The organism is Variovorax sp. RKNM96 (assembly GCF_017161115.1).
Classification (GTDB): domain Bacteria; phylum Pseudomonadota; class Gammaproteobacteria; order Burkholderiales; family Burkholderiaceae_C; genus Variovorax.
This window is the reverse complement of sequence record NZ_CP046508.1, coordinates 989,739-1,012,064: the sequence shown is the minus strand read 5'-3', so window position 1 is coordinate 1,012,064 and position 22,326 is coordinate 989,739. Positions and strand designations below refer to the sequence as shown.

21 protein-coding genes and 1 other RNA gene are annotated in these 22,326 nt (G+C 68.8%); 9 read left to right on the top strand and 13 right to left on the bottom strand.

The genetic code is table 11. From position 1 onward, the window contains the following. Positions 1-3 precede the first annotated feature (3 nt). Positions 4-1,035 (bottom strand): saccharopine dehydrogenase NADP-binding domain-containing protein, encoded by a 1,032-nt coding sequence (locus tag GNX71_RS04590; protein WP_206177228.1) that lies wholly within the window; start codon positions 1,033-1,035, stop codon positions 4-6. 108 nt (positions 1,036-1,143) lie between these two features. Here GNX71_RS04590 and GNX71_RS04585 point away from each other — a divergent pair, with 108 nt between their 5' ends. Further along, positions 1,144-1,761 carry a TetR/AcrR family transcriptional regulator gene (locus GNX71_RS04585; protein ID WP_206177227.1) on the top strand — a complete coding sequence of 206 codons (618 nt, stop codon included), beginning with the start codon at positions 1,144-1,146 and terminating at the stop codon, positions 1,759-1,761. 23 nt (positions 1,762-1,784) lie between these two features. Here the strand turns inward: GNX71_RS04585 and GNX71_RS04580 are convergent, their stop codons facing one another. Further along, on the bottom strand, positions 1,785-3,428 hold the full coding sequence (locus GNX71_RS04580) for a CocE/NonD family hydrolase (RefSeq protein ID WP_206177226.1): 1,644 nt from the start codon (positions 3,426-3,428) through the stop codon (positions 1,785-1,787). A gap of 51 nt (positions 3,429-3,479) precedes the next feature. After that, the gene (locus tag GNX71_RS04575; protein WP_206177225.1) at positions 3,480-4,682 is read right to left on the bottom strand and encodes an amidohydrolase family protein; all 1,203 of its coding nucleotides are present in this window, start codon (positions 4,680-4,682) and stop codon (positions 3,480-3,482) included. Positions 4,683-4,812: 130 nt separating this feature from the next. Here GNX71_RS04575 and GNX71_RS04570 point away from each other — a divergent pair, with 130 nt between their 5' ends. The 3 genes from GNX71_RS04570 (at position 4,813) to GNX71_RS04560 (ending at position 7,251) form a co-directional block, all read left to right on the top strand. Further along, a complete protein-coding gene (locus GNX71_RS04570; RefSeq protein WP_206177224.1) occupies positions 4,813-5,733 on the top strand; it encodes an EamA family transporter in 921 nt (306 codons plus the stop codon). A gap of 129 nt (positions 5,734-5,862) precedes the next feature. Further along, a complete protein-coding gene (locus tag GNX71_RS04565; protein ID WP_206177223.1) occupies positions 5,863-6,291 on the top strand; it encodes a DoxX family protein in 429 nt (142 codons plus the stop codon). A 129-nt stretch (positions 6,292-6,420) separates the two neighbouring features. After that, positions 6,421-7,251, top strand: coding sequence for a TorF family putative porin (locus tag GNX71_RS04560; protein ID WP_206177222.1), 831 nt, complete (start codon positions 6,421-6,423; stop codon positions 7,249-7,251). Positions 7,252-7,287: 36 nt separating this feature from the next. Here GNX71_RS04560 and GNX71_RS04555 read toward each other — a convergent pair whose 3' ends face one another. Continuing rightward, positions 7,288-8,304: a tripartite tricarboxylate transporter substrate binding protein gene (locus GNX71_RS04555; RefSeq protein WP_206177221.1), complete on the bottom strand. Its 1,017-nt coding sequence runs from the start codon at positions 8,302-8,304 to the stop codon at positions 7,288-7,290. 131 nt (positions 8,305-8,435) lie between these two features. On the opposite strand from GNX71_RS04555, the gene GNX71_RS04550 reads away from it, so the two are divergent. The 3 genes from GNX71_RS04550 (at position 8,436) to GNX71_RS04540 (ending at position 11,527) form a co-directional block, all read left to right on the top strand. Next, positions 8,436-10,127 (top strand): MBL fold metallo-hydrolase, encoded by a 1,692-nt coding sequence (locus GNX71_RS04550; protein ID WP_206177220.1) that lies wholly within the window; start codon positions 8,436-8,438, stop codon positions 10,125-10,127. Beyond that, positions 10,124-10,849: an RNA pseudouridine synthase gene (locus GNX71_RS04545; RefSeq protein WP_206177219.1), complete on the top strand. Its 726-nt coding sequence runs from the start codon at positions 10,124-10,126 to the stop codon at positions 10,847-10,849. The genes GNX71_RS04550 and GNX71_RS04545 overlap by 4 nt, the downstream gene beginning before the upstream one ends. A 99-nt stretch (positions 10,850-10,948) precedes the next feature. Further along, the gene (locus GNX71_RS04540) at positions 10,949-11,527 is read left to right on the top strand and encodes a hypothetical protein (protein ID WP_206177218.1); all 579 of its coding nucleotides are present in this window, start codon (positions 10,949-10,951) and stop codon (positions 11,525-11,527) included. A 4-nt stretch (positions 11,528-11,531) separates the two neighbouring features. Here GNX71_RS04540 and GNX71_RS04535 read toward each other — a convergent pair whose 3' ends face one another. From GNX71_RS04535 to GNX71_RS04500, 8 genes are all read right to left on the bottom strand, one after another. After that, positions 11,532-12,749, bottom strand: a complete 1,218-nt coding sequence (locus GNX71_RS04535) for a multidrug effflux MFS transporter (protein ID WP_206177217.1) — start codon at positions 12,747-12,749, stop codon at positions 11,532-11,534. Then, positions 12,746-14,215, bottom strand: coding sequence for a TolC family protein (locus GNX71_RS04530; protein WP_206177216.1), 1,470 nt, complete (start codon positions 14,213-14,215; stop codon positions 12,746-12,748). Before GNX71_RS04530 ends, GNX71_RS04535 begins: the two co-directional genes overlap by 4 nt. Positions 14,216-14,219: 4 nt before the next feature. Then, a complete protein-coding gene (locus tag GNX71_RS04525) occupies positions 14,220-15,143 on the bottom strand; it encodes an HlyD family secretion protein (RefSeq protein WP_206177215.1) in 924 nt (307 codons plus the stop codon). Positions 15,144-15,156: 13 nt separating this feature from the next. Then, positions 15,157-15,363, bottom strand: coding sequence for a DUF1656 domain-containing protein (locus GNX71_RS04520; RefSeq protein ID WP_013539373.1), 207 nt, complete (start codon positions 15,361-15,363; stop codon positions 15,157-15,159). After that, entirely contained in the window at positions 15,360-17,474 is a 2,115-nt protein-coding gene (locus GNX71_RS04515) for an FUSC family protein (RefSeq protein WP_206177214.1), read from the bottom strand. Before GNX71_RS04515 ends, GNX71_RS04520 begins: the two co-directional genes overlap by 4 nt. After that, positions 17,475-17,918 carry a MarR family transcriptional regulator gene (locus GNX71_RS04510; protein WP_206179343.1) on the bottom strand — a complete coding sequence of 148 codons (444 nt, stop codon included), beginning with the start codon at positions 17,916-17,918 and terminating at the stop codon, positions 17,475-17,477. A 167-nt stretch (positions 17,919-18,085) separates the two neighbouring features. After that, positions 18,086-18,414, bottom strand: an RNA gene (rnpB, locus tag GNX71_RS04505) — RNase P RNA component class A. A gap of 37 nt (positions 18,415-18,451) precedes the next feature. Beyond that, positions 18,452-19,249 (bottom strand): helix-turn-helix transcriptional regulator, encoded by a 798-nt coding sequence (locus GNX71_RS04500; protein ID WP_206177213.1) that lies wholly within the window; start codon positions 19,247-19,249, stop codon positions 18,452-18,454. Between the two features lie 112 nt (positions 19,250-19,361). Here GNX71_RS04500 and GNX71_RS04495 point away from each other — a divergent pair, with 112 nt between their 5' ends. Beyond that, positions 19,362-20,258 (top strand): DMT family transporter, encoded by an 897-nt coding sequence (locus GNX71_RS04495; RefSeq protein WP_206177212.1) that lies wholly within the window; start codon positions 19,362-19,364, stop codon positions 20,256-20,258. 18 nt (positions 20,259-20,276) lie between these two features. On the opposite strand, the gene GNX71_RS04490 is transcribed toward GNX71_RS04495, so the two are convergent. After that, positions 20,277-21,236, bottom strand: coding sequence for an AraC family transcriptional regulator (locus GNX71_RS04490; RefSeq protein WP_206177211.1), 960 nt, complete (start codon positions 21,234-21,236; stop codon positions 20,277-20,279). A 98-nt stretch (positions 21,237-21,334) separates the two neighbouring features. Here GNX71_RS04490 and tehA point away from each other — a divergent pair, with 98 nt between their 5' ends. Beyond that, a complete protein-coding gene (gene tehA / locus GNX71_RS04485; protein WP_206177210.1) occupies positions 21,335-22,300 on the top strand; it encodes a dicarboxylate transporter/tellurite-resistance protein TehA in 966 nt (321 codons plus the stop codon). Positions 22,301-22,326 lie beyond the last annotated feature (26 nt).

The following is a 22,326-nucleotide window of genomic DNA, read 5'->3' as shown; positions in this document are numbered from 1 at the left end:
GCCTTACCGGAGTTCCAGCGACAGGAATTCCGGACCGAGCGACGCGAGGAAGTCGCGCGCATCGAAGGCCTGGCCGGCGGTCAACACGCCGGGTGTCGCGACCTGCCCGCCGACCACCCGCGTCAACGCCTCGACCACGAGCGGTGCGGTGAATGCATAGATGTCCCGCCCGCTCGCGACGGCCCTGCGCTCTTCGCCGCCGCGCCGCGCGATCACCTCGACCACGAAGGTCTGCGACGACCGGCCGCTCGCGTCGCTGGCCGTCGGCGCCTTCTGGCTCGGATCGGTCAGGTCCTTGACGGCCGCGAGCGTCATGTACGAACGGATCTCGGGCACCTGGATGTGGCGCGAGATCGTCACCGTGTCGGCCATGGTGAATTCGGAGACGGCCTGCTGCCTGCCCACGGGCGCGGGAAATTCCCATTCGACGACCGGCGCAGTGCCCGTCGTGTACGCGATCTTTCCGTTCGCGAAGACGACGCGGCGGCCGTCGCGGCGCTGCCTGGAGACCTGGCCCGCAACAAGGGTGCCGGCGGTCGGCAGCCAGCTGTCCAGGCCGTAGGCGATGGAGATTTCGTCGGCCGATGTCCAGTCGCCCATGGCCGCGGTGGCGAGCAGGTCGCCCAGCCCGCCATAGAAGGCCATGGCATGCACGGCAACGACGCCTGCTTCGCGTGCGCGGTCGTCGTACAGCGCGAAGGTGTCGATGTTGGCTTCGACCTCGGCCGCGACGTCGAGGTACGGAATGCGTGCGCGCAATGCCGCTTCGATCACCGGCCCGGCCGTGCTGGCGAAGGGGCCCGCGCAATTGATGACTGCCGCTGCGCCCTTCAATGCGCGGTCGAGCGCGGCCGGGTCGTCGACCGATGCGGGGCGGATCTCGAGGCCCGCGTATTCGGTCGCGAGCGCATCGAGCCTGCCGGCATCGCGGCCTGACAGGATCGGCATCCAGCCGCGCCTGCGCAGCTCGGAAACGACGAAGCGCCCGGTATGCCCATAGGCACCATAGACGACAACGGATTGATTGGGTGTCACCGGATTTCCTCTGATGCAGAGCCATCCGCGGCACAACGCTACAGATCTGTACTCCTCGGCGCCGAGCTTAGAGTACAGATCTGTAGCGTGTCAAGGTAAACTGCCGGCATGAACACACGCACGGTCGCGACCACCGAAGCAGTCGCCAGCGAACGCAGCCCCTCCGTCGCGCGGGCGCGCATTCTCGAAACGGCGGCGGCGCTGTTCTATCGGGAAGGTGTGAGGGCCGTCGGTGTCGACCTGGTGGTCGAGCGATCAGGCGTGGCGAAGACCAGCCTCTACCGGCATTTCACGACCAAGGACGACCTTGTCGTCGCGTTCCTCGAACAGGAAGACGCCGAGTACTGGCGCGATTGGGACAGCGTGGCCGACAAGGCGAAGGGCGATCCGCTGGCCGAGTTGGAGGGGCACATCCGCTGGATCGCCAACCACATCCTCAAGCCGACCTACCGCGGCTGCCCGTTCCTCAACGTGGCCACGGAATTCCCGGATGCCGCGCATCCGGCGCGCGCCATCACCACGCGGCACAAGCTCGAACTGCACCGCCGCCTCGCCGCGCTGGCGAAGCAAGCGGGCATTCGCAAGCCCGCCGAACTGGCGGACCAGTTGGGACTGCTTTTCGATGGGGCCTACATGAACGGGCACCTGACGGGCAAGAAGGGGCCCGTGCGGTCGTTCGTCCCGGCCGGCCTCGCGCTGCTGCGTCTTGCGCAGGAACAGGAATAGAGCGCGCGCTGCTCTTTCTTTATTTAGCCCGCGTTCTTCAGCGACTGCTTGGCCTTGTCGGCCGAGCTCTTCGCGCGATTCTTGTGATAGCCCGACTTGACGTTGTTCACCGCCTTGCCGACCGGGCCGCTCTTCTTGGCCTTGCTGTCGGCCTGCTTCTCGTCGATCTTGTGCTGCGCGGCATCGGTTGCCTCGGAGGCGGCCTTGCCGATCTGCGCATTGGCCGTGCCGGCCGCGAGCAAGGTGAGCGAAGTGGCCAGGGCGATCAGGGTCTTGTTCATGGGGTGTTCCTCCAAATGTTGAATCGGAGTCGATGGTTGCACCGCTCGCTGCAGCAGCGTGTCAGCGAGGGCCGCGCATGCACTGGAGGCCGGGCCCCACAAGCCCGTGCCGCGCTCGCTTTGCCTACCTGAGCGCGCCCAGGTAGGAATCCACGGCCGCGCCCCACAGGCGTTGCACGGTGTAGGTGCCGTGGCCGTCGAGCCCCTCGGTGGCATGAGGACGTCGAACGTCCCCTTTCCACCGGCTGCCTGGAATGCCTTGAAGTTGCCCCTGCTGTGCGCAATCGGGTAGTACGGATCTCCCTCACCGTACAGCCAGAGCGTCGGCTGCGGAAAGGCGGCCGCGCGCTTGAACAGTTCGCCATTCACCTTGACCGCATCCGGGCACCCCGCGCCGATCCAGCCGCCAACGAAGTTGATGACGCCCACCTCCTCCTGCGGATGAAGACCCGCGTAGGCCGTGGCGAGGATGCCGCCGCGCGACACGCCGCCGATCACGATGCGCCTGGCGTCCACATCGCTGCGTTGCCGGATGTGCGTCATGGCCACTTGCAGGTCGGCCAGTGCGCGCTCGACACCGGGCATCGAGAGCGAGGCCTGGCATGAATAGCGCGAGCGATCCTTCTCGAAGCCCTCGTCATACAGCCCCTCGGAGTGGCCCCGCCCGCGGCGCTGCGGATAGATGACCTGCCAGCCGCGCGCGACGAAGAACGCGCTCACCTCGGGGCTGACCCAGGTCAGCTTGAACCACTCCGGGCGATTGCCCATGCCTGTCGAGCCGTGGTTCATGACGAGCGTGGGAAAGGGCCCCTCGCCTTCGGGTCGGTGGATGATCATCTCGAGCTTCACCGGCTTGCCGTTTTCCGTGAACGGCGTGTCCAGCCATTCGACGCGTCGCACATACGCGGGCGGGCGGCGCGACAGCACGCCCGCGGACAGGAGCTGGGTTTCCGGCCGCCAGATGCCGAGCTCCATGTCGCCGTCCTTGCGCAAGCGCAGCACCAGCTTGGCGCCGGTCTTGAGCTGGACCTGGAGTTCGTCGTTCTCGAAGCGGCCGGGGGCTTCTTCGACCACGGTCTGCAGCGGGCTGGCGCCCGCATAGGTCACGGTCGCGCCGGTGGTGGAGAGATCGCGGATGGCGATCTTGACATCGCAGCCCGCCGTGCGGCACGCCCATCCGCGCCAGATGCCGCTCCATTGCGCGACCTCGGCCGGCGCGGTGGTGTCCTCTTCTGCCGATGCGGTCACCTGCGGCGGCAGCTCGGCGGCCACGGAGCTTTCGGAAACGGCGCGCGGCAGATCGCCGATGTAGCTGGGCCATGGGGTCTGCGCCGATGCGGCCATGCAGACGCCGAGCAGAAACGCTCCGAAAAGACTTTGCTTCAAGAGAACTCCCTCCAATTTTTCCGGTGATCGAAACACGCGCTCCGCATGCCCCTACAACGATGCTATCCCGGCCTCCAGCGTGCCATCGCGCGCGACAACCCGCCCACCCGCCACCACCAGCCTGCGAACCGGACGCGACACCACCGCATGCGCCACGGTCTGCGCATCGACCAGCACCAGGTCCGCGCGGTTGCCCGGCACGAGCCCATAGGCCTCGAAGCCGCAGCCGCGCGCGCCCGCGTGGGTGACGGTGTCGAGCGCCACTTCGACCTCGTCGTCGCGGCGCAGGTTGTAGCGCAGGCCGATGAGCATCGCGCGCTCCAGCATGTCGGGGTTGCCGTAGGGCGTCCATGCATCGCGGATGCCGTCGTTGCCGCCGACCACCGTCACGCCCGCCTGCCGGCAGGCCATGAGCGGCGGCACGCTGCGGGACGGCGGGGCACTGGTGACGAGCACCACGCCGAGCCTCGCCATGCGCGCGAGCAGCGTCTCGCGCTCGCGTTCGGCCACGTCGCCGAGGCAGAAGCCGTGGCTCACGGCGACCTTGCCCTGCATGCCCAGCGCCTCGGTGCGCTGCAGGATCAGGTCGAGCGAGAACGCGCCCATGGCGCCCGGCTCGTGCAGGTGGATGTCGATGGGCCGCTGGTGCTTGTCGGCGATGCCGAAGAGCACATCGAGCGACTTCACCGGGTCGCCGTCGATGGCGCAAGGGTCGAGGCCGCCGAGCACGTCGGCGCCGAGCGCGAGCGATTGGTCGAGCAGCTCGGCGGTGCCGGGGCGGCCGAGCAGGCCGGACTGCGGGAACGCGACGATCTGGATCTGCTGCAGATCTCGCAACACGTCGCGCGTGCGCAGCGTGCCCTCGAGGTGGCGCAGGCCCGCCTGCGTGTCGACATCGACATGCGTGCGAAGCCGCGTGGTGCCCAGCGCAAGGAAGGCCTTGGCGAGCACCAGCGACTGCGCCGCTGCGTCATGGCCACTCGCATGGCGAAAGGCCCGCTCGTTCTCGATCTTGTCGATGAGGTTCGTGCCGACTTCGTTGCGATACCAGTCCATGCCCCACATCGTCTTGTCGAGGTGCGTGTGGCCTTCGACGAGGCCGGGGAGCAGCAAGGCGCCGCCGCCTTCTTCCACCGTTGCATCGGCGGGCGCGGACAGCGTGGCGCCGATTTCGGAGATGCGGCCGTCGCGCACCAGCACGTCGACGGGGGAGGCGCCCAGGGGGCGAACGTTGCGGATCAGGAGCGTGGGCATGGTTCTTTTTGAAAAGCGTCGACAGGTTGTCGTGAGCAGCGTACCCAGATTCGGGCGCGTGGTCATCACCGCACACGATTCGCTCCAGGCCGAAGTGTTCGTGGCGCCCGCTCGCGATGATCGGCGCACCATGCACACGACCACACTCGATACCGCCGTCAAGCCCCGCCCCAACCTCGCCTTCGAATGGGCGCTGCTCGCAGTGCTCGCGACCTGCTGGGGCGCCTCGTACACCTTCATCAAGGTCGGTGTGCAGACGCTGCCGCCCGTCACGCTGATCGCGGCACGGACGCCTGTCGCCGGCCTGCTGCTGCTCGCGGTGCTGCGCATGCGCGGCGTGAAGCTGCCGACCGAGCCCGCGATGTGGGGGCGCTTCGCGCTGCAGGCGTGCCTGAACAGCGTGCTGCCGTTCACGCTCATTGCGTGGGCCGAGCGCAGCGTCGATGCCGGGCTCGCGACCATCCTCAACTCGACCTCGCCGATCTTCATCTTCCTGCTGGGCCTCTGCATGGGCGGCGCGGACAAGCCCACGCTGCGCCGGCTGTTCGGCGTGGGCGCAGGGCTGGCGGGCATCTGCCTGATCGTGGGCTTCGAGGCGCTGCACGGCCTCGGGCATTCGCTGCTCGCGCAGATCGGGCTGGTGGCGGCGGCCGTCTGCTATGGCTGCGCCGCGATGTTCGGCCGCGTGTTCAAGGGGCTGGATCCGATGGTGCCGGCCGCGGGCTCGCTGTTGAGCGGAGCGGCGATGCTGCTGCCCGCGAGCATCGTGATCGACAGGCCGTGGACGCTCGCGCCTTCGGCTGCATCGGTGATGGCGGTGCTGGCGCTGGCCGTGGTGTCGACCGCTCTCGCCTTCACCATCTATTTCCGCCTGATCAGGACGCTCGGGCCGATGTCCACCGCCGCGCAGGCGTACCTGCGCGTGCCCATTGGCGTGACGATCGGCGTGGTGTTCCTCGGCGAAACGCTCTCGCCCACTGCGTGGATCGGGCTCGCTTGCATCGTGGCGGGCGTGGTCGCGATGACGATGCCCGCGCACCGTCAGACATAGCGCCCGCACGCTTTTTTTCGCGCGGATGCGTCCGTTCGGAAACCCATGGCGTAAGTGGAAGCAGGACAACGACGCGGACCGCCATGCGTTGCCTTCGATGCGCAAGCAGCGATCCTTTCACCGATTTCAATGAACACGACGACCATGATTTCCGACCTGAACAACCCCTCGCGCGCCGCACTCTGGACCGGCCGCATCCTCGGCGCCCTGGTGGTGCTGGCCTTGCTCGCCGACGCGGGCGTGTCGCTCTTCGCGCCGCATCTTCTTGCAAAGAACATGGAGGAAACCGGCTTCCCAACCGGGCTCTCGGTCGTCGTCGGAGGCATCCTTGCCATCAGCACCGTTCTCTATGCGATCCCCAGAACCAGCGTGCTCGGCGCAATCCTGCTGACGGGATTCCTGGGCGGCGCCATCTGCACGCACTTGCGCATGGGCGAGATGGGCTCGCCGCCGCAGATCGTCAGCCTCTTGCTGGGAGTCGCCGCCTGGGCATCGCTGTACCTGCGGCATGGCACCGTCCGCGCGCTGCTTCCGATGACTGGTCCGCAACGAGACTAGGCGGCCTCGCGTTCGAGCCGTGGCTCATGCGCGATCAAAACTTTTGCGCCGGAGCCTTCATTTTTTACACGGCTTTTAGACGCCTCCTCCTACGCTGCCGGCTCCTCCATCCGTTAGCGATTTCTTTCGATGAAACACCTTCTCCGCATCGCCCTGCCGGTGCTCGTTCTTCCCACCCTCGCCGCTTTGCCGATGCTCGCGAGCGCGCAGCTCACCGGCAACGTCGCGCTCACCAGCAACTACAAGTTCCGTGGCCAGGACCAGGACATGCTGGGCCGCAACGACTACGCCAAGACCAGCGGCTTCAAGCCCGCCATCCAGGGTGGCCTGGACTACGCCTTCGGCGAGAGCGGCTTCTATGTGGGCAACTGGAATTCGAGCGTCAACTGGCTCAAGGGCAACAGCCTGGAGAGCGATGTCTACGGCGGCTACAAGTTCAAGGCCGGCCCGCTCGACATGGACGTGGGTGCGCTCACCTACATCTACCCCGGCAACTCGTCGGGCAACACGACCGAGCTCTACGGCAGCGCGGGCTACACGAACGAAGCGATCGGCTCGTTCACGCTGAAGTACTCGCACACGGTGTCGAAGGACTACTTCGGCTACGCGGGCAACAAGGCCGGATCGGGCCTGAAGGGCACCAACACGGGCTACCTGAACCTGGCCTACAGCAAGGAGATCGCGCCCAAGCTCACGCTGAAGGCGGCCGTGGGCTACACGAACATGTCGAGCGACATCCGCAGCCTGGGCTACAAGAACTACGTCGACTACAACGTGGGCGCCTCGTACGACTTCGGCAACGGCCTCTCGCTGGCCGGCTCGGTGCAGGGCGCGAACAAGAAGAGCGCGTACACGGCAGTGAGCAACCCGGGCGTGGACTTCGGCTTCGGCACCTTCGGGCGCGAGACCTATTCGCCCAACAAGGCGCGCTTCATCGTCACGCTGACGAAGACGCTGTAGGCCGATCCGTCAGCGCACGGGCACCGGCCGCACCCATCAGTCGATGCTGATATTCGCAGCCTTCGCCACCTCCGCCCACTTCACGCGGTTCTCATGCACGGTCTTCTTGAACTGCGCAGGCGACTCGATGCGGATGGTGTTCCCCTGCGCCTCGAACTTCTCGCGGATCTCGGGCTGCTCGAGCACCGCCTTCACCGCGGCATTGAGCTTGTCCACGATCTGCGGATCCGTGCCCTTGGGCGCGAAGATGCCGAACCAGATCGAGCTGTCGAAACCCTTGGTGCCCGGCACGCCGCTGGAGGCGATGGTCGGCACTTCCTTCACCGCCGCCACCGGCTTGGCCGTGGTCACGCCCAGCAGTCGCACCTTGCCCGCCTTGTAGTGCGGCAGCACCGTCTGCACCTGGTTCATGATGCAGCAGGTCTCTCCGCGCACCACCGAGGTGATGGCCTCGGGGCCGCCCTTGTAGGGCACGTGCACCATGTCCAGCCCCAGGCGTGAATTGAATTCGGCAAACGCCATGTGCGTGCCCGCGCCATTGCCCGTGGACGCATAGTTGTACTTGCCGGGGTTGGCCTTGACGAGATCGACGAACTCCTTCAGCGTCTTCACGTCGATCACGCTCGAATTGATGGTGAGCACGTTCGATACGTCGAGCACCGGCGCCACTGGCACGAAATCGGTCTCCACGTCGAAAGGCAGCTTCTTGTAGAGCGCGGCATTGCTGCCATGCGTGGCCGCGGTGCCGAACGAGAGCGTGTAGCCGTCGGGCTTCGAATGCGCCACGTATTCGCTGGCGATGTTGCCGGCGGCGCCCGAGCGGTAGTCGATGATGACCGGCCGGCCCAGCTGCTTGGCCAGCGGCTCCTGGATGGTGCGGGCGACCACATCGACGCCCGAGCCCGCCGGAAAACCCATGATCAGCGTGACGGGCTGCTGCGGCCAGTCGTGCTGGGCGAAGGCGGTGGGCGTTGCGGCGGCGCACAAGGCCGTGGCCAGGAGCAGCGAACGGCGTGAGAACAGGGAGAAGAGAGAGGACGGAGAATGGGCCATGACTGTCTTTCTGCGAGGCGGGCGGTGCAGAGGATGCAAAAGCGGATTGTGGCGCGCGGCTCATGCCCGTTTCCCCATGAGCTTATGCACCGCGCCACACGCGCATCGCACCCGCTCCCCATAATCCCCCCATGGTCCGCTTCTCCCAACTGATCCACCCCGCGCGCGAGCCTGCGCCCGTGCGCGCCGCCGCCACCGTGCTGCTGCTGCGCGACACGCCCGCCGGCATCGAGGTGCTGATGACCCGCCGCTCGGCCACCGCGAGCTTTGCGCCGGGCGCCTATGTTTTCCCCGGCGGCCACATCGACGCGGCCGACGAAGCCGCCAAGCGCATCGCCACCCGTCGCCCCACCCAGAGCCGCGCACAACGCACCCAGGCCATCGCGGCCATCCGCGAGGCTTTCGAGGAACTGGGCGTGCTGCTCGCACACCACGCCGACGGCCGCCCGGTGGGCGCCGAAGACATCGCCTCGATGGACCGCAACGCCACCGCGGGCACCGGCTTCGCCGACCAGTGCGCGGCGCACGGGCTGGTGCTGGCGTCCGACCAGGTGTTCACCTTCGCGCACTGGATCACCGACCGCGACCTGCCCAAGCGCTTCGACGTGCCCTTTCTCGTGGCACGCATGCCCGAGGGCCAGGAGCCCACGGCCGATGAGAGCGAGCAGTTCGAGCCCAGCTGGGTGCGCCCCGCCGATGCGCTCGCGCGCCACGCGGCGGGCGACTTCTTCATGATCTTCCCGACCGTGCGCACGCTGCAGCGCATGGCGGCCTATGCAACGGTCGATGCGGTGCTCGCGGCCTGCGCGCCCGGCGGCAATGGCGAGGCGCCTCTCTGGACCAGCTGCCCGCGCGCCGGCTTCCTCAAGGGCGAGGACGTGCGCTACATGGAAAGCGATTCGCCCTACGGAGAGCTTGCACTGGTCTGCCCCGACGGCCAGCTCGTGCACGCGCTCGACTGGCAGAGCGAGCAGCCGGTGGCGCTCCTGAAGAACGTGCAGCGCCTCACCGCACCCAACCCGAGTGCCATGACCGGCCCGGGCACCAACACCTACATCGTGGGCGATGCGGCCACCGGCTACTTGGTGATCGACCCGGGCCCGAACGACTTCGACCACATCGGCCGCCTCTGGCGCCTCACGCACGGCGACATCCGCATGATCGTCTGCACGCATTCGCATGCCGACCATTCGCCCGGCGCCGCGCCGCTGCAGGCGCTGTGCAAGGCGCAGAAGCCGCCGATCCTGGGCCTTCCCTCCGCACCGACCGCGCGCGCCACGGCGCGCTTCACGCCCGAGCGTTCGCTGGAAAACGGCGAGCGCCTGACGCTCTCGGGCACCACCGCCGAGGGCGAGCCCATCAGCCACACGCTGCGGGTGATCCACACGCCCGGCCACGCGGCCAACCACCTGTGCCTGGTGCTCGAGGAAGACGGCCTGCTGTTCTCGGGCGACCACATCCTGAACGGCAGCACGACGGTGGTCGATCCGCCCGACGGCGACATGACGGCCTACCTCGATTCGCTGGACACGCTGGATGTAGCCTGCGCCGCGGGCGTCGTCGAATTCATCCTGCCGGCCCACGGCTACGTGATCGGCTTTGCGCGCAGCGCCATCGCGCAGCTGAAGGCGCACCGCCTCAAGCGCGAGGCCAAGATCGCCGCGGCCATGCACAAGCTTCCCGATGGCACGCCCGAGCAATGGCTGCCGATCGCCTATGACGATGTGCCCGAGCGCATGTGGCCGGTCGCCGCGCGTTCGCTGGCCGCGCATGTGGCGCGCATCCAGCAGCAACAGCAACAACAACAGACGGGCGCCCGATGAAGAACAACAACGCTCCCGACGACGAAGGCATCCGCCTCGCCAAGCGCGTGGCCGCCCTCGCTGGCGTATCGCGGCGCGAGGCCGAACTGCTGATCGAGAACGGCGCGGTGCGCGTCGATGGCGTGCCCGCGCAGTTGCCGCAGTCGCGCGTGCAGGCACACCAGCAGGTCGAGATCGCGGCCGGCGCCAGGCCCGAGCCGGTGGTGCCCGTGACGATGCTGCTGTACAAGCCGGCCGGCATGCCGACCGACAACGCCTTCAAGCTGCTGGTGGCCGCGAACCACCACGAGCCCGAGCGTGCCGGCCAGAAATTCCTGCCGGCGCATGTGAAGGGGCAGCACTGCATGACGCCGCTGGAGACCGGCGCGAGCGGCCTCGTGGCCTATACGCAGGAGTTCCGCATCGAGCGCAAGCTGCAGGAAGACGCGGGCATCCTCGAGCACGAGGTGATGGTCGACGTGGCCGGCACGGTGAGCCCCGAGGTGCTCGTGCGCTTCGAGCGCTCGCCCGCGCGCGTGAGCATCGGCCGCCAGGCCGAGGACGGCAAGCAGACCGGCCTGCGCTTCGCGCTCAAGGGCGCGCGGCCCGGGCAGATCGCGCACCTGTGCGACCAGATGGGCCTGACCATCGTCGCGATGCGGCGTATCCGCATCGGGCGCGTGCCACTCGCGGGGTTGCAGCCCGGCCAGTGGCGCTACCTGGCACCGCACGAACGTTTTTGATATCGCGGAGAAAGAGAAAAACGACGCGCCGCCTGCCTCGTGCTTGCGGCCTGAAATTTTCAGCAAGCGGCCTAGCGCCGCCGACAGGGAGACCGAGCCATGAAATTCAGAAGAACCAAAACCAGAACCACGGCCACCGCGCTGGCTTCCACGGTGCCCGTGGCACTGCTTGCGGGTTGCAGCTTCTTCGCTTCGCTGCAACCGGCGCCCGAGTCCGCCGCGGCAGCCGCGCCGCCCGCCCCGCCGCCCGCGGTGGTGTCTAAAGACGGGCTCGCACCGATCACCGGCGAGCAGGTGGAGCGCATCCGCGAAGCCATCGGCGGCAAGACGCCCAGCCCGGCCGTGACCAAGGTGGTCCGCGGCGCGGCGCCGACCATCGAATCGTTCGTGCGGACCGAAGGCTGCATCACCGAGCGCAACGGCGCCGTGCTCAACCCCTTCGCGGCGCCGGGGCGGCTGTTCGACGGCACCGGCTTCCAGGGCGGCCCGATGGCGCAGATGCAGTACCACGACAAGACGGCCTGCGTGACCGTCAAGCGCATCCAGAACTGGAAAATGGTGTCGCCGAAGCTGTTGCGCTTCGACGTGGTCTACGTGGGCGACGACGGCGAGGAGCACTCGATCCGCCACCACGAGCTGATGCGCCAGCCCAAGGGCGGCTGGCTGTTCACGCGCTGAGCGCTCAGGCTGCGGTCGCGCCGGCCAGCTTCTTCTGGTGGCGCAGCGCCACCGCGAACGACAACTGCGCCACGATGCCCGCCCCGGCCAGCACGATGGCCGCGGCCATTGCCGGATTCGTGTGGCCCATGCCGGCCAGCGCCGTGCACAGCGCGCCCACCGCCATCTGCGTGGACCCATAGAGGCCCGAGGCCGATCCGATGACCTGCGGGTTGACGCTGATCGCCTGCGTCAGCGCGGCCGGCGAGGCCATGCCCGCGCCGACGGTGAAAAGGAACATCGCGCCCACGGCCAGCGCCACCGAGAGATGCCCCATCAGCACCCCGCCCAGCAGCACGAAGGCCGCGAGCACGCTGAGCGCGTTCGAGCGGATCATGAGGCGGTCGACGCGCACGCGCTGGATCAGGTGGCTCGTGAGAAAGCTGCCGAGCCACACGCCCGACACCAGGATGGCGAGGTAGATGCCCGCCTCGTGCGCCGGGCGGTGCAGCTGGTCCACGAAGATGAACGGCGCGGAGGCGATGAAGGCGTACATCGAGGTGGTCGCGCAGCCGCCGCCGATCGAGAAGCCGAGGAACGCGGGCGAGCGCAGCAGTTGCCCGTAGTTGCGCGCGAGCGCCGATGCGTCGAGCCGCGCGCCCGGCGTGCCGGTCTCGGGCAGCAGGCGCCAGGTGAAGAGCAGTCCGACGATGCCGAGCGCGAAGAGCGCATAGAAGATCGAGCGCCATCCGAGCGCGGTGGCAAGCGCGCCGCCGACCAGCGGCGCGATGCTCGGGCCCACAGTGACCATCAGGTTCATCAGCGCGAGGCGGCGCGTGGCCTCCTGCGGGCCGGCGGTGTCGCGCACGATGCTGCGGCCCAGCACGAGGCCGGCGCAGCCGCCGATGGCCTGGAACAGCCTGGCGGTGATGAGCGCATGCACATCCGGCGCGAGCGCGGCGACGAGCCCCGCCGCCGAGTAGAGGCCGAGCCCGAACAGCAGCACGGGGCGCCGGCCGAAGCGGTCGGCCATCGGGCCGTACAGCAACTGCCCCACGGCGAGGCCGAAGATGTAGAGGCTCACCGTCATCTGCATCGCGCTGATGCCGGCGCCCAGGCTCTTCGCGGCGATCGGCAAGGCGGGCACGAAGATGTGCATGGCCAGCGTGCCGCTGAAGGTGACCAGCGCGAGCAGCCACAGCGGCGCGTGCGGCCGTGGCGAAAGCGCTTCGGTCGAGGTCATTGCTTCACGGTCGCCGTGTTCCTGTCGAGCGCAACGGCGCTGGATTCATCAGGCTCCCAGCCGCCGCCGAGCGCCATGAACAACACCACCTGGTCGTCGGCCAGTTGCGCTTCGCTGGCCGCCAGGGCCGCATCGCTTGCCGCGAGCGAGCGCTCGGCATCGAGCGCGTCGAGATAGGCGGTGCGGCCGTTCTGATAAAGCTGGCGCGCCTGCGCCGCGACCTTCGCGCTTTCGTCGCGCGAGGCCTGCAGGGCGGCGCGGCGGTCGAGTTCGCGGGCATACGTGCCGAGCGCGGTCTCGGTTTCGCGCAGCGCGGTGAGCACGGTGCCGTCGAACTTCGCGAGTGCGCCGCGCGTGCCGGCCTCGGCCTCGGCAATGCGGGCCTGCGCGATGCCGGTGTTGGGAATGGTCCAGGAGATCAGCGGGCCCATGCTGAAGCTCATCGTGTCCTTGCGGCCGAAGTCGGTGGCGGGACCGACCGATGAAGCCGAGAGGCCGAGCGTGACCTTCGGATAGAGATCGGCCGTGGCCACGCCGATGCGCGCGGTCGATGCGGCCAGGCTGCGCTCGGCCTGACGAATGTCGGGGCGGCGGCGCAGCAGGGCCGCGCCATCGCCCACGGGCAACGTGCCGGCCACGCGCGGGGGCACGGTGCAGTCAGCGACCTCGCGCGGGAAGTCCTGCGGCAGCGCGCCGGTCAGCGTGGCGAGGCGGTAGAGCGCGCCCTGGCGCTCGGCCTTCAGCGGGGGCACGGTGGCGTTCAACTGCTGCAGTTGCGCGCGCGCGCGGCCGGTGTCGATGGCACCGGCGCGGCCGGCGCGCTGCAGGCGGTCGGTGACGTTCACCGCGTCTTGCTGCAGGGCGATGGACTTCTGCGCGATCTGCAGGCGCAGGCCCGTCGAGCAGGCCTCGGCGTAGGCGCGAGCGGTACCGGCAGCGACGTTCACACGCACGAGATCGAGTGCGGCGGCGGCGGCTTCGGTGCTGGCGCCGGCCGCTTCGATGCTGCGGCGGATCTGGCCGAACAGGTCGACCTGGTAGGAGAGCGATGCACCCGCGCTGTAGTTGAAGCGGCTCGGCGGCTCGTAGCCCTTCTGCAGCAGCGAGAGGCCCGACACGTGGCCGAACGACGGGCCGCCGCTCACGCCCAGCGTGGGGCGCTCGGCGCCGGCCACTTCGGACTCGATGGCACGCTCGCGTTCGAGGTTCGCGACGGCCTGGCGCAGGTCGGTGTTGTGCGCGAGGGCTTGCGTGACGAGCTTGTCGAGCAGAGGGTCTTGGTACAGGCGCCACCAGTGCGGGGGCAGCGGCGCGGCATTCGCGGGCGCCTCGGCGAAAGGCTTTGCGGCGGCGGGCTGGCTGGCGAGCGCATCGGCGGGTTGCTTGTAGTCGGGCCCGACCGCCGCGCATGCGGCGAGCCCGGCGGCAACCGCCAATGAGGCCATGCGAAAAGCGAAGCGGGTCATGGCGTCATCCCTTCTGCGGCGCGGCGGCACCGCGGGCGGCGACGCGATCCAGCACCTGCACGGTCACGGTCTGGCCCGCCACGAGCCGTGCGCCTTCGGGCAGCGGATCGAGCTTCACGCGCACCGGAATGCGCTGCGCGAGCCGCACCCAGTTGAAGGTCGGGTTCACGCTGGGCAGCAGGTTCGCGCTGGTGGAGCGGTCGCGATCGGCAATGCCGGCGGCCACGCTGTCGACCGAACCTTCGAGCACCGCGCCGCCGCCCATCGGCGTGACGCGCACGCGGTCGCCCAGATGGATGCGCGGCAGTTTCGTTTCCTCGAAATAGCCTTCGACATAGAACGACTGCGCGTCGACCAGCGCGAGCACCGGCCGGCCCGCTGCGGCGTAGCTGCCCTGGCGCAGGTCGAGGTTGGTGACGAGGCCATCGGCCGGCGCGCGCACCTGGGCGCGCTGCAGGTTCAGGCGCGCGGAATCGAGCGCCACTTCGGCCTGCGCGACGGCGGCCTGCATCTGCTCGACGCGCGAACGGGTCTGTTCGCGCGCTTCCTTGGAGACGAGTTCGTCCAGGCCCGTGTTGCGCGCGTTCTCGCGCTGCACCTGCGCGCTCGCGGCGCGTTGCGCGGAAAGCGCGGCCTGGGCCTGGCGCACGGCGAGGTCGTAGCGGGCGCGGTCCACCTCGAACAGCAGCGTGCCGGCAGCGACCGATTGGTTGTCGTGGATCGGCACGGCGGTGACGAGGCCCGACACGTCGGGCGCGATCTGGACCACGTTGGCGCGCACGCGGCCGTCGCGCGTCCATGGCGCGAGCTCGTAGTGGTCCCAGAGCCGGAAGCCGGCCCAGACGGCCGCGGCCACCACGGCCACGGTGAGGAGGACGCGCAGCAGGCGCTGTATCCGGGAGTTGTCTGAAGAAGAACTGGCTGTCATGGGAATCTCTTCGTCATTGAAGGTGGGAGGTGAGGCGGCTCAGCGCATAGAGCAGCAGCAGGTAGAGCGCCATGTCGAACAGCGCCGGGTGCCACACCCAGCGGTAGAGGCCGGTGGCCGCGAGCAGGCGGCGCACGCCCCAGAGCGCGAGCAGCGCACCGGCGGCGAGCACCATGAGCCATGGCAGGTAGAGGCCGTAGAAACTGGCTTCGCCGATCATGCGGAAGCTCCTTGGGGAATGACGGCCGCGAGCGTTGGCGGTGCGTCGGGGAACAGGTTGCGGCGCAGGCCCACCAGCGCAGTGACGGCGGAGCGCGACGCCGAAGACGTATCGCGCGCGGCGAGCACCGCGTTGAGCGCTTCATCGATCTGCGGCAGCAGGCCTTGTGGCCGCGGCGTCATACGGCCCTCGCCGCGCTGGCGGAAGAAGCGCGAGATGCCGCCCAGCAGCGCGGCCGAGGTGGCCAGCGGCAATTGGGCGCGCACGCGCTGCAGCACCGCGATGTCGGCGCCCATGCGCAGGTCGCGCAGCGCGTCGTTGGCGGCCACGCCCTCGACGCTGCCGCCGGCCTGGGCAATGCGCGGTGCGAGCAGGCCGATGCGGTCGAGCATGCGCACCGCGTAGGCGTCACTCTGAGCGTACTGCGGCTGCGAAGAAGCGGCCATCTCGCCGAGCTCGCGCCAGGTCGCGCGCTGGATGCGGCGCGCGCTCCAGTCGGCGCCCACCGAGCGCACGATGCGCGTGACGCGGGCCGCGACCACCACGCCGACGATCTGGCCGATCGTGCTGTTGATGAAGCTCACGAGGTCGGCGCTGGCGGTGTCGTGCAGCGCGAGCGTGCCGGCCACGCCGAAGACCATCGCCATCGCGGGCATGAAGTAGGCCGGCCGCGGCAGGTAGAGGCCCAGCACCAGGAAGAGCGGCGCGCAGATCGCGACCAGCATGCCGAAGTCTTGCACCGTGGGCATGAGCACCAGCACGTAGACCGCGGAGATGGGAACGGACCACAGCGTCCACTTCAGGAAGCCGTGGATCGCCGGCACCGGGTCGTCCATGGTCGCGAAGAAGCAGCAGAAGACCGCGGCCATCATGGTGGCGACCGAGCCCATGGTCCAGCCGGTGAAGATCCAGAACGCGCCGCAAAGGCAGATGGCGATGACGGCCGCCAGTGCGGAGAGCAGCGCCATGCCGTAGTCGCGGTGCAATGCGCGGCTGCCGAGCGCAGCCGTGCGGCGCAACGGGGCGGCGCCCTGGAGGCCTTCGTCGATATCGAGGCGCAGCTGGGCGCAGGCGGTCCAACCATCGACCAGTTCTTCGAGGCGGCCGGCGAGGCCGATGCGCAGGGCGCGGCCCCATGCGGTGGGTTGCGCACCGTTGCCGGATTGCGGCGTGGCGCTCAGTGCGGCGATGGCATTGCGAAGGGCTTGCAGGCGTTCGGCGCGCGCGGCGTTGTCGCTCGCGGGTTCGGCTTCTGCGCGCAGCCATTGCGCCGCATGCGCGAGCACGGCGGCGACGTCGGGGGCGAGCGCACCTTCGGCCTGTTCGAGCGCGCGCAGCCGGTCTTCGACGGCCGAGAGCGCGGGCGTGAGCGCGGCAACGCGGTCCTGCATCGCGCGGATCGCGCCGGCCGTCCAGCGCAGGTGCGTGGTGTCGAAGGGCACATGGGTGGAGAGCAGGCGCAGCTGCGTGATGTCGCCCGCGAGGCGGCGGCGGTCGTCGTCCAGGCGCTTGGGGTCGGCATCGCTCTTGCGGCCGGCCGGCTGCAGCAGGTCGCCGAGCCATTTGCGCGCATCCTGCAGCGTGCGGTCGAGCAGGCCCAGCACCGTGGGCGCAAGACCCGTGGGCAGCACGAGGCTGTGGATCAGCGTGGCGCAGAAGATGCCGAGGCCAATCTCCTCGACGCGCGCCACGGCGGTGTCGAAGAGCACCAGCGGCGTCTGCACCGACGGGAAGCCGATCAGCGCGGCGGTGTATCCCGCGAGCATGAAGACGTACGAGCGCGGCGTGCGGTCGAGGAGCGAGATGCACAGGCACAGGCCGACCCACAGCGCGAGCACCAGCGTCAGCAGTTCAGGCGCGTTCGAAAGCGCAGGCACCAGCAGCACCGTCGCCGTGCTGCCGATGAGCGTGCCGGCGAAGCGGTACACCGCCTTGGAGCGCACTGCGCCGGCCAGCGGATGGGCCACGATGTAGGTGGTCATGAGCGCCCAGAACGGACGCGGCAGGCCGGCCCGGCTGGCGAGGTACATCGCGAGCATCGCGGCGGCGAAGCTCTTGCCGGAGAACAGGAGCTCCGCGCGGCTGAAGCGCGGCAGGCGGAGCGCGGCCATCTACTTGCGGCCTTCCTGTGCGGCCAGGGCGTTGCGGCCCAGGCGCTCCTCGAGCGTGGCGAAGACGCGCAGGCATGCGGCGATGTCGTCGTCGCTGACGCCCTCGAACAGCGTGCTTCGCATCTCGCTCAACGAGGCTTCGAGGGCGGCGCAGGCGGTCACGCCGGTGGGTGTGAGGTGCAGGGTCTTGGCGCGGCGGTCGGCCGGGTCTTCGAGGCGCCGCACGAAGCCCGCCTCCACCAATTGATCGACCGAGCGCACCAGCGACGGCCCTTCGATGCCCAGCACCTCGGCGAGCACACCCTGGCGCATGCCGTCGCCCATGCGTCCGATCATCACGATCGGCCAGGCCAGCGTCTGCGACACGCCGACGTGGGCCACCGCCTTGTCGGCCACGGCACGGTAGGAGCGCTGCAGCGTGGACAACGACATGCCCAGGTGCATGAGCGCGTGTTCGCGGGTCTGGGTGTTTTTGGGGGTGGGCACGTCGATAGCAATTAGTTAGCTTGCTATCTATTATACGGGTAACTACCAATCCGTGCAGCGGCAACGCTGGCGCCCGCCTCGGGCGCCGGAAAGCCGGGAAAGGAAAAACGGGGGAAAGAAGAAAAGTGTGAAGCCCGCCGATAAGCCGGATTCTGTGCACCGAAGGCCTCTTGCGAAGCCCTCGGCGTGACCGCCATTACTCTGGGCCGTTTGTCGCCAAACGGCTCGATGCCACCTACCCGCCAGCTCAGCGGAACCACCTCAATACTGGCCTACTTGGTGTTGCTGCGCGCAGAGATTGCCCGTTTCACCCGAACTTAATCGGCTCGTCTCTGTTGCTCTGATCCTCACCTCACGGTGGAGAGTCGTTAACTCCTGCGCTGTCCTTTGCAGTCCGGACGTTCCTCCAGTGCGCTCTTTCGAGACTTGCACCAGCGGCGGTCTGGCGTGCTTCACGAGGTGGATTATCGCCCGGCGCGCCAACGGCCTTTTCAGGCAATGCCGCAGAACTCTTTTCTGTACTGCTCCGGCGTGGTCCCGGCCTCGCGCTGGAACATCGCGATGAACGCCGACGCGGTGCTGTAGCCCAGGTCGAACGCGATCTCCTGCACCGTGCGGCCCGCCTCCAATGCATCGATGGCGCGCAGGAAGCGAAGCCGCTGGCGCCAGTCGCCGAAGGACATGCCCAGTTCGCGCTGGCACTGGCGCGCGAGCGTGCGCTCGGTCATGTGCACGCTCTCGGCCCATTCGGCGAACGAGCGATGGTCGCCGGGGTTCGCCTGCAGCGCCTCGAGCACGCTGACGAGCGCGGGCGCGGCGGCCGCCGGCAGGTAGCAGCGCTGCACCTCGGCCACGGCCAGCTGGTCGACCACCACGTGCGCGAGGCGCAGGTCGGCCGGCGTCGAGGGCACATGCACATCGCGCGCCGCGAAGTCGGCCAGCACGCTGCGGATGATCGGGCTGATGCGCACCGTGCAGGGCTCCGAAGGCAGCCGCTCGCACAGGTCGCGCGTGATGTAGATCGAGCGGTAGACCACCGCATGCCGCAGCGTGCAGCTGTGCACCACCGTCGGCGGAATCCACACCGCGTACTGCGGCGGCGACAGAAAGCGCAGGCCTTCCGTTTCCATCTGCATCGTGCCGTGCGCGGCGTAGTTCAGGTGGCCCCAGGTGTGGCTGTGCGGCGCGGCCCGCACGTCGGCACCGAACTCGTCGTACCGGAAATAGAAGGGGCCCGCCATCCCCTCGACGTTCTGGATCTCGACAAAGCGCGTCGCGGGCGTGGCCATTCGGTATCCCAGGGCGAAGAAGGTCCGGAATTCCGGACGATATGTCCTGATCGAGCTATATGCCTCAGGACGGACGCGCCGATGATAGGTCTGCACTCCAAGGACCGTCTCCATGTGGCTTTACGCCTTTCCCCTGCTCGCCGTCGTCATCTGGTCGGGCAACACCGTCGTCAGCAAGATGGCCGCGGGCGCCATCGCCCCGGCCGAGATCAGTTTCTATCGCTGGCTGCTGGCCGCCCTGCTCTTCACGCCGCTGGCGCTGCGGCCGGTGCTGCGCAACTGGTCGGCGATCCGCCCGCAGCTGGGCCGCATCGCGGTGCTCGGCCTCCTGGGCATGGTGGTCTACCAGAGCCTGGCCTACTACGCGGCCTACATGACCACGGCCACCCACATGGGCATCATCGGCTCGCTCACGCCGATGATGGTGCTGGGGTTGTCGATCGTGCTGCTGGGCCAGCGGCTCACGGCCGGCGCGGTGGCGGGCTCGCTGCTGTCGATCATGGGCGTGCTGGTGGTGGTGTCGTCGGGCGACCTCGGCCTGCTGACGAAGAGCGGCGCGAACATGGGCGACGGCCTGATGCTGCTCGCGATGCTGGCCTACGCCGTCTACGTGATCCTGCTCAAGCGCTGGGGCATGAAGGACGTGCCCGCACTGCAACTGCTCTACCTGCAGATCGTGATGGCCGTCGTCGCGCTGCTGCCGCTCTACCTGCTCACGCCGAGGATGGGCCTGTCGGCCGCCAACCTGCCGCTGATCGGCTTCGCGGGCCTGGGAGCCTCGATGGTCGCGCCGCTGGTGTGGATGCACACAGTGGCCCACATCGGGCCGAGCCGCGCGAGCATGTTCTTCAACCTGATCCCGCTGTTCACCGCGGTGATCGCGGCGGTGGTGATCGGCGAATCGCTCGCGGCGTACCACGCGGTGGGCGGCGTCCTGACGGTGGCGGGCGTGCTGCTGGCCGAGCTCTGGAAAGCGCCGCTGCGGGCGCGTTCGCTGGCCGGCTCCTGAGTGAGTGCCTGATCTGCGTCAGCCGGCCTTCATGTCGTTCGCGCCCCGCCGGAACCGCCCCGGCGTGATCCCCGCGTGCCGCGCGAACGCGCGGTTGAATGCGGCCTCCGAGCGGTAGCCGACCGCCTCGCCGATGCTGGCCATATCCCGCGCGCCCTGCCCGCCTTGCGCGAGCAGGCGCGAGGCCAGCTCCATGCGCAGCGTCGTCAGGAATTCGAGCGGCCCGGTGCCCACGCGCCGCGTGAATTCGCGTGCGAAGGTGGCGCGCGAGAGATGGCAGCGCGCGGCCAGCGACGCCACGGTCCAGGGTTCCTGCGGCTGCGCCAGCATCGCCTGCAGGCCAGGCGCAAGACGCGGGCTGGCCATGAGGCCGAGCACGCCGCTGAGCTCGGGCCGCGTCTCCAGGTGCGCGCGCACCGCCAGCGTGAACAGCGTGCCTGACAGCTGCGCCACGATGGCTGCGGCGCCGGCGCGTTGCTGCGAAATCTCTTGCGCCATGAGCCGCACCAGTCCTTCGAGCCACGCGAACCCGGGGCGGCCGGCGAAGGCGATCACCAAGGGTTCGGGCAGCGCCTCCAGCAGCACACTGCGGCGCCGGCCGGGGAACTCGAATTCGCCGCAGAGGATGTCGGTGTCCGCCTTCTCGGGGCGCCGGAGGTTGGTCTTGAGATCGAGCAGCTCGCCCGTCCGCAGGCGGATCGCGCGGCCCTCGCCCTGCAGCCCGGCGGTGCGCAGCACATGCGCCGGCCCGCGCGGCAGGATCACGAGACTCCCCTCCTCCAGCGGCACCAGCGTGCGGCTCTCGGGCAGCCAGAGTTCGCAGCGCCCGCGCAGCACGATATGAAAGGGCGCGCGCCACGGGCCGATGGCCTCGTGCGGTGCCGCCCAATCCTCGCCGAACAGGCAGTGCAGGTCCATGCGGCCGCGCAGGCCGAGCCAGTCGACGAGTTCGCTCAGGGGATCGGCGTGCGGGTTCATTTGAGACGATGGAGCAATTTACAGAGGCTGTAGAGCATTCAAAATCTTACCTCCGGCGCTCAGAATTCATTCACCGATCCTCCTCTCAGGTGAACCGAATGACTTCCGCGCGTGCCCCCATTCCCGTTTCCTATTTCGGCATTGCCGTCGGTGCGCTGGCGCTGGGCAATGCCTGGCGCGTCGCGGTGCCACTCTGGCATTTGCCGCAAGACATCGCCCATGTCGCGACATGGAGCAGCCTCGCGGTGTGGCTCGCGCTGCTGGCGCTCTATGCCCACAAGTGGCTGCGCCACGGCGACGCCGCACGGGCCGAGATGAACCACCCGGTGCAGTCGTCGTTCGCGTCGCTGGTCCCGCTGGCCAGCATGCTCGCGGCGATGGCGCTGCAGCCCTACGCGAGGACTTTGGCGCTGGCCGTGTTCGTGGTGGCCATTGCCGCGTCGCTCGTGCTCGGCCTCTGGCTCTACGGGCGAACATGGCAGGGCGGGCTCGCGCCCGAACTCGTCACGCCGGCCTTCTACCTGCCGGCGGTCGGGCAGAACTTCGTGGCCGGCACAGCCGCTGCGGCCTTCGGCTGGCCGCAACTGGGCATGTGGTTCTTCGGCGCGGGGCTCTTCTCGTGGCTGGCCATCGAATCGCTGATCCTCGGCCGCGCAGCGACACGCGAGCCGCTGCCCGAAGCGCTGCGCCCCGTGCTGGGCATCCAGCTCGCACCGCCGGTGGTGGGCGGCGTCACGTACATGAGCCTGAACCACGGCGCGCCCGACCTGTTCGCGCAGGTGCTGCTCGGCTACGGCCTGTTCCAGGCGCTGCTGCTCCTTCGCCTCTTGCCGTGGATCGCAAGGCAGCCCTTCACGCCGTCGTACTGGGGCTTCACCTTCGGCGTGGCGGCGCTGCCGACCCTGGCCATGCGCCTCGTCACGGCCGGCGCCACCGGGCCTGTCGAATGGGTCGCGCCGGCGGCCTTCGCGGCGGCCAACGTGATCATCGGATTCCTGGCGGTCAGGACGATCGCGCTGCTGCTGCAAGGACGCCTGTTGCCTGCTGCAACACCCTCGCGCTGAAGCGGTCACGGGCTGGTCTCACAATG

Coding starts and splice junctions, on each gene's coding strand:
- GNX71_RS04585 (WP_206177227.1), top strand. CDS start 1,144: ATGAACACACGCACGGTCGCGACCACCGAAGCAGTCGCCAGCGAACGC.
- GNX71_RS04575 (WP_206177225.1), bottom strand. CDS start 4,682: ATGCCCACGCTCCTGATCCGCAACGTTCGCCCCCTGGGCGCCTCCCCC.
- GNX71_RS04570 (WP_206177224.1), top strand. CDS start 4,813: ATGCACACGACCACACTCGATACCGCCGTCAAGCCCCGCCCCAACCTC.
- GNX71_RS04565 (WP_206177223.1), top strand. CDS start 5,863: ATGAACACGACGACCATGATTTCCGACCTGAACAACCCCTCGCGCGCC.
- GNX71_RS04560 (WP_206177222.1), top strand. CDS start 6,421: ATGAAACACCTTCTCCGCATCGCCCTGCCGGTGCTCGTTCTTCCCACC.
- GNX71_RS04555 (WP_206177221.1), bottom strand. CDS start 8,304: ATGGCCCATTCTCCGTCCTCTCTCTTCTCCCTGTTCTCACGCCGTTCG.
- GNX71_RS04550 (WP_206177220.1), top strand. CDS start 8,436: ATGGTCCGCTTCTCCCAACTGATCCACCCCGCGCGCGAGCCTGCGCCC.
- GNX71_RS04545 (WP_206177219.1), top strand. CDS start 10,124: ATGAAGAACAACAACGCTCCCGACGACGAAGGCATCCGCCTCGCCAAG.
- GNX71_RS04540 (WP_206177218.1), top strand. CDS start 10,949: ATGAAATTCAGAAGAACCAAAACCAGAACCACGGCCACCGCGCTGGCT.
- GNX71_RS04535 (WP_206177217.1), bottom strand. CDS start 12,749: ATGACCTCGACCGAAGCGCTTTCGCCACGGCCGCACGCGCCGCTGTGG.
- GNX71_RS04530 (WP_206177216.1), bottom strand. CDS start 14,215: ATGACCCGCTTCGCTTTTCGCATGGCCTCATTGGCGGTTGCCGCCGGG.
- GNX71_RS04525 (WP_206177215.1), bottom strand. CDS start 15,143: ATGACAGCCAGTTCTTCTTCAGACAACTCCCGGATACAGCGCCTGCTG.
- GNX71_RS04520 (WP_013539373.1), bottom strand. CDS start 15,363: ATGATCGGCGAAGCCAGTTTCTACGGCCTCTACCTGCCATGGCTCATG.
- GNX71_RS04515 (WP_206177214.1), bottom strand. CDS start 17,474: ATGGCCGCGCTCCGCCTGCCGCGCTTCAGCCGCGCGGAGCTCCTGTTC.
- GNX71_RS04510 (WP_206179343.1), bottom strand. CDS start 17,918: ATGCACCTGGGCATGTCGTTGTCCACGCTGCAGCGCTCCTACCGTGCC.
- GNX71_RS04500 (WP_206177213.1), bottom strand. CDS start 19,249: ATGGCCACGCCCGCGACGCGCTTTGTCGAGATCCAGAACGTCGAGGGG.
- GNX71_RS04495 (WP_206177212.1), top strand. CDS start 19,362: ATGTGGCTTTACGCCTTTCCCCTGCTCGCCGTCGTCATCTGGTCGGGC.
- GNX71_RS04490 (WP_206177211.1), bottom strand. CDS start 21,236: ATGAACCCGCACGCCGATCCCCTGAGCGAACTCGTCGACTGGCTCGGC.
- tehA (WP_206177210.1), top strand. CDS start 21,335: ATGACTTCCGCGCGTGCCCCCATTCCCGTTTCCTATTTCGGCATTGCC.